This window comes from Nonomuraea sp. NPDC048881 (assembly GCF_040649795.1).
Lineage (GTDB): Bacteria > Actinomycetota > Actinomycetes > Streptosporangiales > Streptosporangiaceae > Nonomuraea.
In genome coordinates, this window is the sequence record NZ_JBEZGC010000002.1 from 756,186 (window position 1) to 769,623 (window position 13,438).

The window sequence follows — 13,438 nt, forward strand, 5'->3', positions numbered from 1 at the left end:
AACGATATTCTGGAGGCTTCAACCTACGAGAGCCCCGACGCCCGGTCAACCCAGTGCCGGCATGAGGGCCGGCATGAACGGCAGGACGGCCCGACGGCTCGCTCTGGCCGCCATCATCCTTCATTGGGACAATATGGGTGGATGACGTGTGTTGTGGCAGTCGATGTGGGCGGGACAACCCTCAAGGGCGGATTGATCGCCCAGGACGGCGGCATCCTCTACCGGGAACGCCGCCCCACCCCCCGCACCGAGGGGCCGGAACGCGTGATCGCGGCGATCTCCGCCTTCGTCGCCGACCTGAGCGCGCCGCGGACCGTCGCCGGCGCCCTGCTGCGCCCGGCGGCCGTGGGTCTGGCCGTGCCGGGCCTGGTCGCGTCCGGGCGGGCGGTCTTCTCGGCCGCGTTCGGCTGGCGGGACGTGCCCGCCGCGGCCTTCGCCGACGGGACGCTCCCCCTCACCCTCGGCCACGACGTGCGCTCGGCCGGCGAGGCGGAGCTGGCCTACGGATCGGCGGCCCCCGACGCGCTGTACCTGCCCATCGGCACCGGCATCGCCGGAGCCGTCGTCCTGACCGGCTCCCTGTACGGCGGCGCCGCCGGCTGGGCCGGGCAGATCGGGCACATCCCGGTGCGTCCCGGCGGGCTCCCGTGCCCGTGCGGGCAACGCGGCTGCCTGTCCGCCTACGCCTCGGCCGCCTCCGTCGCCGCCCGCGCCGGCGAGACCTCCGCCGAGGACGTCGTCCGCCGGGCCGCCGCCGGGGACGAGCCGGCCGCCCGCGTGTGGGCGGAGGCCGTGGAGGCGCTGGCGCTGGCACTGGCCACGTACACGCTGGTGCTGGACCCCGCGGTGATCGTCGTCGGCGGCGGCCTGTCGCTGGCCGGGGACGCCCTGCTGACCCCGCTGCGCGCCCGGCTGGCCGCGCGGCTCGCCTTCCGCCCCGCGCCCGAGGTGCGGGTGTCGGCGCTCGGCGTGGACGCGGGCCTGCTAGGCGCCGGGCTGCTCGGCCTGCGGGCGCTGGGGCAGCAGGGCGGCCGGCACGTCGACCATCTGGGCGCGTAGCTCCTCGCCCAGGGCCTTGGCCTGCGGATCCATGCGCGGGCTGGCCGCCACGCCTCTGCCCAGCAGCCCGTGCACGACGAAGTTGAGCGCCCTGATGTTGGGCAGCTCGTGCCGCTCGACGCGGTGGGCGGCCAGCTCCGGCAGCAGGGACGTGAGCCGGTCGGCGGTGAGGGTGGCCGCCAGCCAGGCGTACTGCTCGTCGGTCGCGACCCAGACGCCGAGGTTGGCGTCGCCGCCCTTGTCGCCGGAGCGCGCCCCCGCCACCCGGCCCAGGGGCACGCGCACGGCAGGCCCGCCGGGGGCTGCGGGAAGCGGCGGCGCGGGCGGCTCGGGGACCGGCCCGCCCTGGGGAACCGCAGGCTCCTCCTGGACGGGCAGCTCCACGCCGTCCAGGAAGACCCGCGGGCGCACCTGCGAGGCCGGCACCAGGACCGGCCAGTACACCCCGTACGGGGAGGCGTCGCCGGGCGGGGTGAGGCCGTGGAAGCCCGGGTAGCTGGACAGGCCCGTCTCCACGACGGCCGAGGAGAAGACCCGGCCCGCCGTGCGCCGGTCGGCGTCCATGACGGTGATCCGCAGCAGGCCCGCGTCCGTCAGCGTCACGTCCACCTGGTCGAAGGTCTCGCGCGGCACCCGCGCCCAGACGGCCTCCTCGGCGACCCGCGCCTTGGCCTCGACGTCCAGGCCGGTCAGGACGAGCGTCATCGTGTTGCGGTAGCCGGCCGGGTAGTTGACGGCGACCTTGAGCGTGTCCGGCGGCGGCTCGCCGCGCGTGCCGGAGATCAGCACCCGGTCGGGGCCGTCGTCGGAGAGCGTGATCGTGTCGAACCTGGCCACCACGTCGGGGCCCGGGTAGCGCGGGCCGCCCAGCTCGTAGACGAGTTGCGCGGTGACCGTGCCGACCGAGACCAGGCCGCCCGTGCCCGGGTGCTTGGTGATCACCGCCGAGCCGTCGGCGCGCAGCTCGGCGATGGGGAAGCCGCAGTGAGCCAGGTCGGGCACGTCCTGGAAGAAGGCGTAGTTGCCGCCTGTGGCCTGGCAGCCGCACTCGATGACGTGGCCCGCGACGACCGAGCCGGCCAGCGGATCGAGGTCGCCGGGGCCCCACCCGTACCGCCAGATGCCGGGGCCGGTGACCAGGGCGGCGTCCGTCACCCGGCCGGTCACCACGACGTCCGCGCCCGCCGACAGCGCGGCGGCGATCGGACGGCCGCCGAGGTAGGCGTTCGCGGTCAGCGGCGCGGCCGGCGCGCGCTCGCCGGTGCCGGCGTGGACCAGGTCGAGCGGGCGGCCCATGAGGTCGTCGCCGGTCACGTGGGCGACCTTGGGGGACAGGCCCAGCCGGGCGGCCAGCTCGTGCACGGCCTCGGCGCACCCGGCCGGGTCGAGGCCGCCCGCGTTCGTCACGATCCGGATGCCGCGGTCGAGGCACGGGCCGAGCACGTCCTCAAGCTGGCGCAGGAACGTCGGGGCGTAGCCGGGACGGCCCTTGAGCCGGTTGCCGGCCAGGATGAGCATGGTCAGCTCGGCCAGCCAGTCGCCGGTGAGCACGTCGATCGGGCCGCCCTCGACCATCTCCCTGGCCGCCGAGAGCCGGTCGCCGTAGAAACCGCTGCAGTTCGCGACGCGCAGCGCCATCACGGCACCCACTTGGGCGGACGCTTGTCCATGAACGCCGCGATGCCCTCCTGCCCCTCCGCCGAGGTGAAGCGCTCGGCCGACAGCTCGCTCATCCGCCGCAGGCCCTCCTCGAACGACACCGCCGGGACCTCCCGCACCAGCCGCTTGGTGATGGCCAGCGCCTCCGGGCCGCCCCTGGCCAGCATCCCCGCGTAGTGGCGCACGGTCGCGTCGAGCTCGTCCTCCGGGACGGCCCTGGTCAGCAGGCCGATGCGGGCCGCCGTGGCGGCGTCGAACACCTCGCCGGTCAGGAAGTACTCGGCCGCCGCCCGCGGGTCGAGCCTGCGCAGCACGGGCACCGAGATCATCGCGGGCACCACCCCGAGCCGCACCTCGGTGAACGCGAACGACGCCGTGTCCGGCGCGATCGCGAAGTCGCACGCGGCGACCAGGCCGAGGCCGCCCGCGCGGGCCGTGCCGTTCAGGCGGCAGATCACCGGCTTCGGGCTCTCCCAGAGCAGCGTCATGATCTCCGGGAAGGACGCCGTCACCGGCGCGTCCGCGTCGCCGCGCTGCTCCTTCAGGTCGGCGCCCGAGCAGAACACCCGGCCCGTGCCGGTCAGCACGATCACCCGGGCCCCCGGCTCGGCCAGCGCCCAGCGCAGGTGCTCGGCCAGCTCGGCCAGCAGCCGCCTGGACAACGCGTTGCGGTTGGCCGGCGAGTCGAGCGTGACGGTGGCCACGCCGTCCGCCAGCTCCCTGTGCACCAGGCTCGTCATGTGGTCTCCTCCTGGATGATCGCCAGCACGGCCCCGGCTTCGACCTGCTGCCCCTTCTCGACGCGTACGTCCGACACCACGCCGCCCGCCGGGGCGGCGATGCGATGCTCCATCTTCATCGCCTCCAGCACCAGCACCGGCTGGCCCCGGGCCACCGTGTCGCCCTCGGCCACCTCGACCCGCAGCACGCTGCCCGGCATGGGCGCGAGCAGCGAGCCCGGGGCGACGTGCTCGACCGGCTCGGGCAGGCGCGGCACCGGCGTCAGCACGGCCGCGCCCATGGAGGAGTCGACGTAGACGCGCTCGTCGCCGTCGTACCGGGCGACCTGGAACGTCCGCCGCAGGCCGTCGCGCTCCAGGACCACCTCCTCCGGCCGCGCGGAGACCACCGTGACGCCCGCGGGCAGCGGGTCGTAGACGACGTCGGCCTCCTCGAACCGGGCACGGGCGGGCTGCGAGCGCACGTTGCGCCAGCCGCCGGGCAGCCCGGCCAGGACGGTGGCCTCGCGCCGGCGCCCGGCGGCCATGGCGAGCGCGGCGGCCAGCGCCGGCAGCCCGCTGTCGCCGGAAGGCGGGGACGACGGCGGCGACGGCGGCGACAGCGGGCCGCCGGGGGAGAGGAAGGCGGTGTTCGTCTCGCCCGCGAGGAAGGCCTGGTCGGTCACGATCTCCAGCAGCAGGTCGCGGTTGGTGGTGAGGCCGTGCAGCCGGGCCCCGCGCAGGGACGCGGCCAGCTTCCGCGCCGCCTCCGCCCGCGTCGCGCCGTACGCGACGATCTTGGCCAGCATCGCGTCGTAGTGCGGCGACACCCGCGACCCGGACTCGACGCCCGAGTCGACCCGGACGTCACCCGGCACCTCGAACCGGCGCAGCACGCCCGTCTGGGGCACGTAGGCGGCGTCCTCGGCGTACAGCCGCGCCTCGATCGCGTGGCCGCGCGGCGCGGGCGGCCCGGACGGCAGCGCCGCGCCCTCGGCCACCTCCAGCTGCAGCCGGACGAGGTCGACGCCGAACACCAGCTCGGTGACCGGATGCTCGACCTGGAGCCGGGTGTTCATCTCCAGGAACGCCACCCGCTCGCCCTTGACCAGGAACTCCACCGTGCCGGCCCCGACGTAGCCGATCCGCCGGGCCGCGCGCACGGCCGCCGCGCACAGCAGCTCGCGGGTGCGCTCCGAGATCCCCGGCGACGGGCACTCCTCGACGACCTTCTGATGCCTGCGCTGGACGCTGCACTCCCGCTCGCCCAACGCCCACACCGTGCCGTGCCCGTCGGCCAGCACCTGCACCTCGACGTGCCGGGCGGCCTCCAGCAGCGGCTCGGCGAACACGGCGCCGTCGCCGAAGGCCGCCTCCGCCTCCCGCCGCGCCGACTCCACCTCGGCGGCCAGCTCGCCGGCGTGCCTGACGATCCGCATCCCGCGCCCGCCCCCGCCCGCGGACGCCTTCACCAGCAGCGGGAACTCGTCCGGGGCGGCCAGGTCGAGCGAGGGCAGCACCGGCACGCCGGCCTCGACCATCAGCCGCTTGGCCGCGATCTTCGAGCCCATCGCCTCGATCGCCTCGGGCGGCGGCCCCACCCACGTGAGCCCGGCGTCCAGCACGGCCCGCGCGAACGCGGCGTTCTCCGACAGGAACCCGTAGCCCGGGTGCACCGCGTCGGCGCCGGAGACCCGGCACGCCTCGATGATCCGGTCCACCGCCAGGTAGGTCTCGGCCGGATGGGCCCCCGGCAGGCGGACGGCGAGGTCGGCCTCGCGGGCGTGCGGCGCGCCGGAGTCGGCGTCGGAGAAGACGGCGACCGTGGAGACGCCGAGCGAGCGGCAGGTGCGGAAGACCCGGCGGGCGATCTCGCCCCGGTTGGCCACGAGCAGACGGGTGATCACGGGCGGAACACCCCGAACCCCGCCGCGGGCGGCACCGGCGCGCTGTTGATCGCCGACAGGCACATCCCCAGCACCGTACGGGTGTCGCGCGGGTCGATCACCCCGTCGTCGTAGAGCCGTCCCGACAGGAAGAACGGCAACGACTCCGCCTCGATCTGGGACTCCACCATGGCACGCATCGCCGCGTCGGCCTCCTCGTCGTAGACCTGCCCCCTGGCCTGCGCCGCGGCCCGGCCGACGATCGACAGCACCCCGGCGAGCTGGGCCGGGCCCATCACCGCCGACTTGGCGCTCGGCCAGCTGAACAGGAAGCGGGGGTCGTAGGCGCGCCCGCACATGCCGTAGTTGCCGGCGCCGTAGGAGGCGCCCATGACGACGGTCAGGTGGGGCACGGTCGAGTTCGACACGGCGTTGATCATCATGGCGCCGTGCTTGATGATGCCGCCCTGCTCGTAGTCCTTGCCCACCATGTAGCCGGTGGTGTTCTGCAGGAACAGCAGCGGCGTGCGCGACTGGTTCGCGAGCTGGATGAACTGGGTGGCCTTCTGCGACTCCTGGCTGAACAGCACCCCGCGCGCGTTGGCCAGCACTCCGATCGGGTAACCGTGGACGCGCGCCCAGCCGGTGACCAGCGAGGGGCCGTACAGGGGCTTGAACTCCTCGAACTCGCTGCCGTCCACCACGCGGGCGATCACCTCGCGCGGGTCGAAGGGGATCTTCAGGTCCTCCGGGACGATCCCCAGCAGCTCGTCGGCCGGGTAGGCGGGCTCGCGGGCGGGCAGCGGCGCCACGCCCTGCTTGCGCCAGTTGAGCGAGCGCACGACGGCGCGGCCGATGCGCAGCGCGTCGTGCTCGTCCTCGGCCAGGTAGTCGGCCAGGCCGCTGGTCCTGGCGTGCATCTCGGCGCCGCCCAGCGACTCGTCGTCGGACTCCTCGCCGGTGGCCATCTTCACCAGCGGCGGCCCGCCCAGGAACACCTTGGCGCGGTCGCGGACCATCACCACGTAGTCGCTCATGCCGGGCACGTACGCGCCGCCGGCCGTGGAGTTGCCGAAGACCAGCGCCACCGTCGGCACGCCCGCCGCTGACAGCCGCGTCAGGTCGCGGAAGATCCGGCCGCCCGGGATGAAGATCTCCTTCTGCGTCGGCAGGTCGGCGCCGCCGCTCTCGACGAGGTTGACGTACGGCAGCCGGTTGGCCAGCGCGATGTCGGCCGCGCGCAGCGACTTGCGCAGCGTCCACGGGTTGGACGCGCCGCCCCTGACCGTGGGGTCGTTCGCGGTGATCAGGCACTCGACGCCCTCGATCACCCCGATGCCGGTCACCATGCCCGCGCCCACCTGGAACTCGCTGCCCCACGCGGCCAGCGGGGACAGCTCCAGGAACGGCGAATCGGGGTCGATCAGCAGCTCGACGCGCTCCCTGGCGAGCAGCTTGCCGCGCCGGCGGTGGCGCTCGACGTACTTCTCGCCGCCGCCGGCCACCGCCTTGGCGTGCTCGGCGTCGAGCTCGGCCAGCTTGGCGAGCATGGCCGCGCGCCGGGCCAGATGTTCGGCGTCGCGCGGGTCGAGCCGGCTCCTGATCACGGGGCCTCCTGTCGCGAAGTCGACGCGGGCGTCAGCCCGATGGCCCGCGCCCACAGCCGGGTCAGGTGGTCGACGGCGTCCTGCTCGCCGGCCCGCTCCCCGAGATCCAGCCACACGTGGGCGAAGTGCTCGACCATGCCGCCCAGCATGACGGCCGTCAGCCGCGGGTCGAGCGCGGGGTCGGCCAGGCCCTGCTCCTGCAGCCGGCGCAGCCCGTCGGCGCCGCGCCGGACGAACGCCTCGCGCAGCTCCAGCACCAGCCGCCCGAAGCGGGCGTCGGCGTCGGCGGCGTGCTCCACCATGCGGACCAGGCGCGAGTTGGCCGCCCAGGCCCGCAGGTAGAGGCGGTTGGCGGCCTCGATGCGGGCGTACGGGTCGCCGGAGGCGGCGTCGCCGACCGCGCTCGCCGCGAACATCTCGCCGACCACCGTCTGCGCCACCTCCCCGAACAGCGACTCCTTGGAGTCGAAGTACGTGTAGAAGGTGCCGTGGGAGACCCCGGCCCGCGCGCACACGTCGTCGATCCGCACGGCGTCAAACCCGTGCTCCTCGAACGCCTCACGCCCGGCCGCGAGCAACGTGGCCCGCGTGCGCTTGCCGCGCAGGGTCAGGGACCTGACGATCACGTCAGTCACCGTAGCGAGCGGGGCGCGCGGAAGGAAGGGGTCCCGCCGCGCGCCGTCACGTCAGGTGCAGTGGCTCCAGCCGGACTTCCAGCTCAGCGACCTCCACGAACCGCCCCAGATCACGCACTTCTTCACGGCCGCCAGCCGGACCGGGCCCGCGTACGCGGTGAACGTGCCCGGGTTGCCGCCGCTCGCGCCGCCCTGGACCTGGAGGGTGGCGTTCATGGAGACCTTGCCGGGATAGACCAGCTTCGACATCGTGACCACGCAGTTCTTGCCCGCGCTGGTGTTGTAGAGCAGGTAGATCGTGGCCGCGGTGCCCAGCGCGTGCTTGTCGATCACCTTGTAGCCGGAGCCGCAGACGGTCACCACGTTGTAGGTGTTCGGCTTGGGCGTGGCGGTCGGCTTGACGGTCGGTTTCACGGTCGGCTTGCTCGTCGTCGGCTTCTTGGCCGGGACCGTCGTCGTGGGGCCGGGGGTCGGCGTGGCGTCCGGCTGGTCCTCGCCGTCGATCAACCCCGTGGGCTTCTTCGTCTTGGTGGGGGTGGGCTTGGGCGTGGGGTGCTTGGTCGCCGGGTGGGCCGTCGCCGTCACGGTCGTCACCGGGTTCGGGACCGCGATGACGGGGTCCTTGGTGTGCTTGACCTTCTTGGGCGGCTCGGCCTCGCCGACGTCCAGCGTGGGGACGGGCTCGCCGGTCTCCGCCGGGAGGATCGGGTCCGGGGTCACCTCGGCGACCGGCGGCTCGGGCTGTCCCGCGCCCTGTCCGTCGCCCGTGGGGTTCTCGGAGGTGCTGCCGGTGGCGGTCACGGCGACCTTGTCGCTGTTGGCCTGCACCACGACGGCGCCCGCCACCACCAGCAGCGCGGCGGCGGCCGCGCCGGAGAGGGCGAGCGTCAGCGTCCGCCGCTGCTTGTCGGGCGCTTTGCCGGACGTCTCGCCCTGCGGACCTCCGGGACCACTGGGACCGCCGACCCTGGTCGCCCCCGCGTTCCCCGCCTGAGGTCCACCGGGGTGCCCCGCCTGGGGTCCACCGGGATGTCCCGGCTGAGGAGCGCCTGGAATGCCGCCGTGCGGGTGCCCGTGCGGCACCGCACCCTGCGCGGCCGGCCCGCCCTGAGCCCCGCCCTGAGGGCCGCCGGGAACGCCGCTCGGCGTGTGCGGGCCGCCGGGGACGCCGGCCTGCGGACCGCCGGGGGCTCCGGCCTGCGGGACGCCCGGGTGGGGGACGCCCTGGGCGGCGCCGGGCATGGCGCCCGCGTGGCCGCCTGGCGCGCCGGGCCCGGCCGGGCCGCCCTGAGGACCGCCCGCCGCACCTTGAGGGCCCGCCGTACCTTGGGGGCCCGTCGCGCCCTGGGGGCCCGCCGGTCCCTGCGGGACGCCGGGGGCGGGGCGGTTGTCGGGGCCGGGCTGCCGGGGCACGGCGTTGGTGCCGGTGGGCTGGGTCCAGGGACCGGGGTAGGCGTCCTGCGCCGCACCGGAGGAGCCGGCCGCAGGGCCATTCGCAGGGCCATTCGCAGGGCTGTTCGCAGGGCTGTTCGCAGGGCCGGCCTGGTGGGGCACGGCCGGGGTGGCGGTCGCGCCGGTGACCGGCTCGATGGCGGCCTTGGGAGCGGGCTGCCCCGTGAGCCGGACGATCAGCTCGTCGGCGCTCGGCCGCTGCGCCGGGTCCTTCGACAGGCACAGGCCCACCAGCGCGCCGAGCTCGCCCTCCATCCCGCCGAGCTGCGGCTCCTCGTTCAGGATGCGGTTCATCACCACGGGGATCGAGTCCGCCCCGAACGCGGGCTTGCCGGTGGCCGCGTACACCATCGTGACGCCCCACGCGAAGACGTCGGCCGCCTCCGACACGGCGGCCCCGCTGAGCTGCTCCGGCGCCAGGTACGACGGCGTCCCCATCGCCATCCCCGTGGCCGTCGCGCCGGGGGAGTCCAGCGCGCGGGCGATGCCGAAGTCGATCACGACCGGCCCCTCGGGGCCCATGAGCACGTTCGCGGGCTTGAAGTCGCGGTGCAGGATCCCGGCCCGGTGGATGGCCGCCAGTGCGGTGGCCGTGCTGATCGCGAGCCGTTCCAGCGCCGCGCCCCGCCGCGGGCCCTCGTTGATGACGAGCTCGCGCAGCGAGGGGCCGGGCACGTACTCGCTCACGATGTACGGGCGGCTCCCGTCGAGATCGGCGTGGAGGACGGGCGCGGTGCAGAACCGGGCGACCCGCTGCGCCACCGCCACCTCGCGCAGGAACCTGGTCCGCGCGTCGGCGTCGGCCACGAGGGCGTTGTGCAGCAGCTTGACGGCGACCTGGTCACCCGAGTCGCTCTTGCCCAGATAGACGACGCCTTGACCACCCTCGCCGAGCCGGGCGACGATGTCGTACGCCCCCAGCCGCCGCGGGTCGTCCGCCGCCAGCGGCTGGAACTGATTCACGTCGGACCCCCATGACAACCAATAGATGGGGCAAAACGCTACCAGCGTGACATGTGGGACGTCTGCCGGACCTGTAAGTAAGTTCCACCTTTTGACGGAACATGTCAGTGTTTCGTCGCAGGTCGTGTCCGCGCCGGAGCCCCAAGGTCACGGCTTGGCAAATTCAGATGGCCTTGCCCGGGTTCATGATGCCCAGCGGGTCGAAGACCGCCTTGATGCCCTGCTGCACCTCGGCCGCCACCGGCCCGGACTCCAGCCCCAGCCAGCGCCGCTTGAGCACGCCCACGCCGTGCTCGCCGGTCAGCGTGCCGCCGAGCGAGAGAGCGTGCCGGAACACCTCGTCGGCCGCGGCCCACACCTGCGGGGGCGGCTCGGTCGTGCCGTGCTCGAAGATGAAGACCGGGTGCAGGTTGCCGTCGCCGGCGTGGGCGACCGTGCAGATCCGCACGCCGTGCCGGGCCGCCGCCGCCTCGATCGCGGTGATCATCTCGGGCAGCGCCGAGCGCGGCACGCACACGTCCTCGACCAGGCACGCCCCCAGCCGCTCCTTGGCCTGGTAGGCCATCCTGCGCAGCCCGACCAGCTCCTCGGTCTCCTGCGGACTGGAGGAGACGGCCACGAACGAGGCGCCGTTGTCCAGGCAGAGCCGTTCCATGCGGGCGGCCACGGCCTGGCCGTCGGTCGCGTCGGACTGGCCGATCAGCATGGCCTGCGTGGCCGGTTCGAGCCCGATGTTGCGCCAGTCGTCGATGGCCTCCAGCGTGGCGCGGTCCAGCAGCTCCATCAGCGAGGGCTGGCAGCCCGCGGCCATGATCGCCGACACGGCCGCGCCCGCCTCGCGCAGCGAGCCGAACTCGGCGGCGAACGTGGCCGGCGGCGCGGCCGGAGCCCGCCGCAGTCGCACGGTGGCCGCGGTGATCACGCCCAGCGTGCCCTCCGAGCCGACGAACAGGCCGGTCAGGTCGTAGCCGGTGACCCCCTTCATCGTGCGCCGGCCGGTGTTCAGGATCCGCCCGTCGGCCAGCACGACCTCAAGGCCGAGCGTGGCGTCCCTGGTGACGCCGTACTTCACGCAGCGCAGGCCGCCGGCGTTGGTGGCCAGGTTCCCGCCGATCGTGGAGATCTCGTACGACGAGGGGTCCGGCGCGTACATGAGCCCGTGCTCGCGGGCGGCGCGGTCGAGGTCGGCGGTGATGACCCCCGGCTCCACCACGGCGATCTCGTCGGCGGGGGAGAGCTCCCTGATGGCCGTCATCCTGGCCAGCGACAACACGATCGTCCCGTCGCCGGCCGTGGCCGCGCCCGCCAGGCCCGTGCCGGCGCCGCGCGGCACGACCGGCACCCGGTGCTCGGTGGCCCACCGCAGGGTCGTCACCACGTCCTCGCGCGAGGCGGCGAGCACCACGCCGAGCGGCTTGCCCGGCTCGACGAACGTGCGGTCGCGGGCGTAGGAGTCGATCACGTCCGGGTCGGTCAGCACGCGAGCTTCGGACAGCGAGTTCACCAGGGCATCAATCGGTCTCACACCTGCACCCTACGGTTTGCGCGGACCGTTCCTTAAGGCCAGACTGCCCTGGGTGGAAGTCAGGTGCCCGGTATGTACGCAGGCTGACCAGCTCGTCTCGGTTCCGGGCGCGGTCGCCGCGGGGACGACATACCGGATCGGAAGGGTCAGGTTGCCCGGCCAGCGCGAGGTCGCCGACCTGCCGACCGCGCCGTCGATGGGCGCGTCGAAGCACGTCATGAGCCGTACGCAGCTCGCGGTGTGGATGTCGTTCCCCAGCCGCCACTACACGCCCTGGGCCAGGAACCAGGGGTGGATCATGCTCGGCGTGGCGGCCCTGGTGCACCTCGTCGTGTCGCTGGTGATCGCGATGGGCAAGGACTCGCAGTGGAGCGAGGTGCTGCTCGCGCCGTTCTGCCTCACCGGGCTGTTCTGGGGGCTCGGGCTGTTCTTCGTGCTCGGCGCGCGCGGCGCCCGCAGGCGCGACCACGCCGAGGCCCCGGCCCGGGAGAAGGCGCTGGCCGTGTGGGAACGGCTGTACTACTGCGCCCGCGACAACGTCGCGTTCGAGCCGGGGGTCGGCGTCTCGTTCCATCCGGGCGAGACGCGCGAGTACATCTTCGGCTTCCGGGGCCGGGCGATCTAGCCGCGCTCCTCCGCCACCAGGCGGACGCAGACGGCCAGGCCGTCGATGGCCTGCTCCAGCTCGTCCAGCTCGGGGAAGGTGGGGGCGATGCGGATCGTGCGGTCCTCCGGGTCCTGGCCGTAGGGGTGGGTGGCGCCGGCCGGGGTGAGCGCGATGCCCGCGGCCTTGGCCCTGGCCACGACCTCGGCGGCGTGCGGCACCTCCAGGCTGATGAAGTAGCCGCCGCGCGGGCTGGTCCAGGTGGCCAGGTCGCCGAGGCGCTCGGTCAGCACCTTGTCGACCAGCTCGAACTTCGGGCCGATCAGCTCGGCGTGCCGCCGCATGTGCGCGGCCACGCCCGCGGCGTCGCGCAGGAACTCCACGTGCCGGAGCTGGTTGAGCTTGTCGGGGCCGATGGACTGCTTGGCGGTGTTGGCGAGGAACCACTCCACGTTCGCCGGCGAGGAGCCGAAGAACGACACGCCCGAGCCCGCGTACGTCACCTTCGAGGTGGAGGCGTAGACGAACACGCGGTCGGCGTTGCCGTGCTCGGCCGCCAGCGCGAGCAGGTCGGCCAGCTCGTCCGGCGTGTCGGTGAGGTGGTGGACGGCGTAGGCGTTGTCCCACATGATCCGGAAGTCGGGGGCGGCCGTCGGCATGGCGGCCAGCCTGCGCACGGTCTCGTCGCTGTAGGTGACGCCGGACGGGTTGCTGTACTTCGGCACGCACCAGATGCCCTTGACCGCCGGGTCCGCGGCGACCAGGCGCTCCACGACGTCCATGTCGGGGCCGTCGGCGTTCATCGGGACGGCCGTCATCTTGATGCCGAGCCGCTCGCAGATGGTGAAATGCCGGTCGTAGCCGGGCACCGGGCACAGGAACGTGATCTCCGGCTCCTCGACCCAGCGGCGCTCGGCCCCCGGCACCTTCGACAGCAGCGCGTGCACGATCGTGTCGTGCATCAGCGTCAGGCTGGAGTTGCCGCCCACGACGAGCTGACCGGCGGGCACTTGCACCAGCGGCGCGAAGAGCTCGCGCAGCTCGGGCAGGCCCTGGAGGTTGCCGTAGTTGCGGCCGTCGGTGCCGTCGGCGGCCTTGACGGAGGTGGGCAGCTTGAGCATGCCGTCGGAGAGATCGAGCTGGCGCGGTGACGGCTTGCCCCGGGTGAGGTCGAGCGAGAGCCCCCGCTGGACGAGGGCGGCGTAGTCACTCTGTGCGGTCACGAGATCTCTCCTCCGAGTCGGTTCGGTCCAAAGGATAGAAGAAGTCCCCAAGGGGTCCGGTAATCGCCCGGCATGTGGGACACCGCTTCAAAGACGTTCTAAAGAA

10 protein-coding genes are annotated in these 13,438 nt (G+C 73.9%); 2 read left to right on the top strand and 8 right to left on the bottom strand.

The annotated features are described in order from the left end of the window. Window positions 1–153 precede the first annotated feature (153 nt). Entirely contained in the window at window positions 154–1,059 is a 906-nt protein-coding gene (locus tag AB0C33_RS09055; RefSeq protein WP_358285224.1) for an ROK family protein, read from the top strand. On the opposite strand, the gene AB0C33_RS09060 is transcribed toward AB0C33_RS09055, so the two are convergent. The 7 genes from AB0C33_RS09060 to AB0C33_RS09090 form a co-directional block, all read right to left on the bottom strand. Then, window positions 985–2,697: an acyclic terpene utilization AtuA family protein gene (locus AB0C33_RS09060; RefSeq protein ID WP_358285982.1), complete on the bottom strand. Its 1,713-nt coding sequence runs from the start codon at window positions 2,695–2,697 to the stop codon at window positions 985–987. The two genes, AB0C33_RS09055 and AB0C33_RS09060, sit on opposite strands and share 75 nt — an antisense overlap. Beyond that, the gene (locus tag AB0C33_RS09065) at window positions 2,697–3,458 is read right to left on the bottom strand and encodes an enoyl-CoA hydratase-related protein (protein WP_352320246.1); all 762 of its coding nucleotides are present in this window, start codon (window positions 3,456–3,458) and stop codon (window positions 2,697–2,699) included. Before AB0C33_RS09065 ends, AB0C33_RS09060 begins: the two co-directional genes overlap by 1 nt. Further along, the gene (locus AB0C33_RS09070; protein WP_358285226.1) at window positions 3,455–5,344 is read right to left on the bottom strand and encodes a biotin carboxylase N-terminal domain-containing protein; all 1,890 of its coding nucleotides are present in this window, start codon (window positions 5,342–5,344) and stop codon (window positions 3,455–3,457) included. The genes AB0C33_RS09065 and AB0C33_RS09070 overlap by 4 nt, the downstream gene beginning before the upstream one ends. After that, window positions 5,341–6,873, bottom strand: coding sequence for an acyl-CoA carboxylase subunit beta (locus AB0C33_RS09075; RefSeq protein WP_358285984.1), 1,533 nt, complete (start codon window positions 6,871–6,873; stop codon window positions 5,341–5,343). Before AB0C33_RS09075 ends, AB0C33_RS09070 begins: the two co-directional genes overlap by 4 nt. 53 nt (window positions 6,874–6,926) lie before the next feature. Beyond that, window positions 6,927–7,556 (bottom strand): TetR/AcrR family transcriptional regulator, encoded by a 630-nt coding sequence (locus AB0C33_RS09080; RefSeq protein ID WP_358285228.1) that lies wholly within the window; start codon window positions 7,554–7,556, stop codon window positions 6,927–6,929. Window positions 7,557–7,616: 60 nt separating this feature from the next. After that, entirely contained in the window at window positions 7,617–9,980 is a 2,364-nt protein-coding gene (locus AB0C33_RS09085; RefSeq protein ID WP_358285230.1) for a protein kinase, read from the bottom strand. Window positions 9,981–10,143: 163 nt separating this feature from the next. Further along, window positions 10,144–11,505, bottom strand: a complete 1,362-nt coding sequence (locus AB0C33_RS09090) for an FAD-linked oxidase C-terminal domain-containing protein (RefSeq protein WP_358285232.1) — start codon at window positions 11,503–11,505, stop codon at window positions 10,144–10,146. 151 nt (window positions 11,506–11,656) lie between these two features. Between AB0C33_RS09090 and AB0C33_RS09095 the strand changes: the two genes are divergently transcribed. Next, entirely contained in the window at window positions 11,657–12,130 is a 474-nt protein-coding gene (locus AB0C33_RS09095) for a hypothetical protein (protein WP_358285234.1), read from the top strand. Here AB0C33_RS09095 and AB0C33_RS09100 read toward each other — a convergent pair. Next, entirely contained in the window at window positions 12,127–13,332 is a 1,206-nt protein-coding gene (locus tag AB0C33_RS09100; protein WP_358285236.1) for an aminotransferase class I/II-fold pyridoxal phosphate-dependent enzyme, read from the bottom strand. The two genes, AB0C33_RS09095 and AB0C33_RS09100, sit on opposite strands and share 4 nt — an antisense overlap. Window positions 13,333–13,438: the final 106 nt, after the last annotated feature.

Excerpts from the sequence above, each read along its gene's own strand:
- AB0C33_RS09075 (WP_358285984.1), bottom strand. The coding sequence starts at position 6,873 with ATGCTCGCCAAGCTGGCCGAGCTCGACGCCGAGCACGCCAAGGCGGTG.
- AB0C33_RS09060 (WP_358285982.1), bottom strand. The coding sequence starts at position 2,697 with ATGGCGCTGCGCGTCGCGAACTGCAGCGGTTTCTACGGCGACCGGCTC.
- AB0C33_RS09065 (WP_352320246.1), bottom strand. The coding sequence starts at position 3,458 with ATGACGAGCCTGGTGCACAGGGAGCTGGCGGACGGCGTGGCCACCGTC.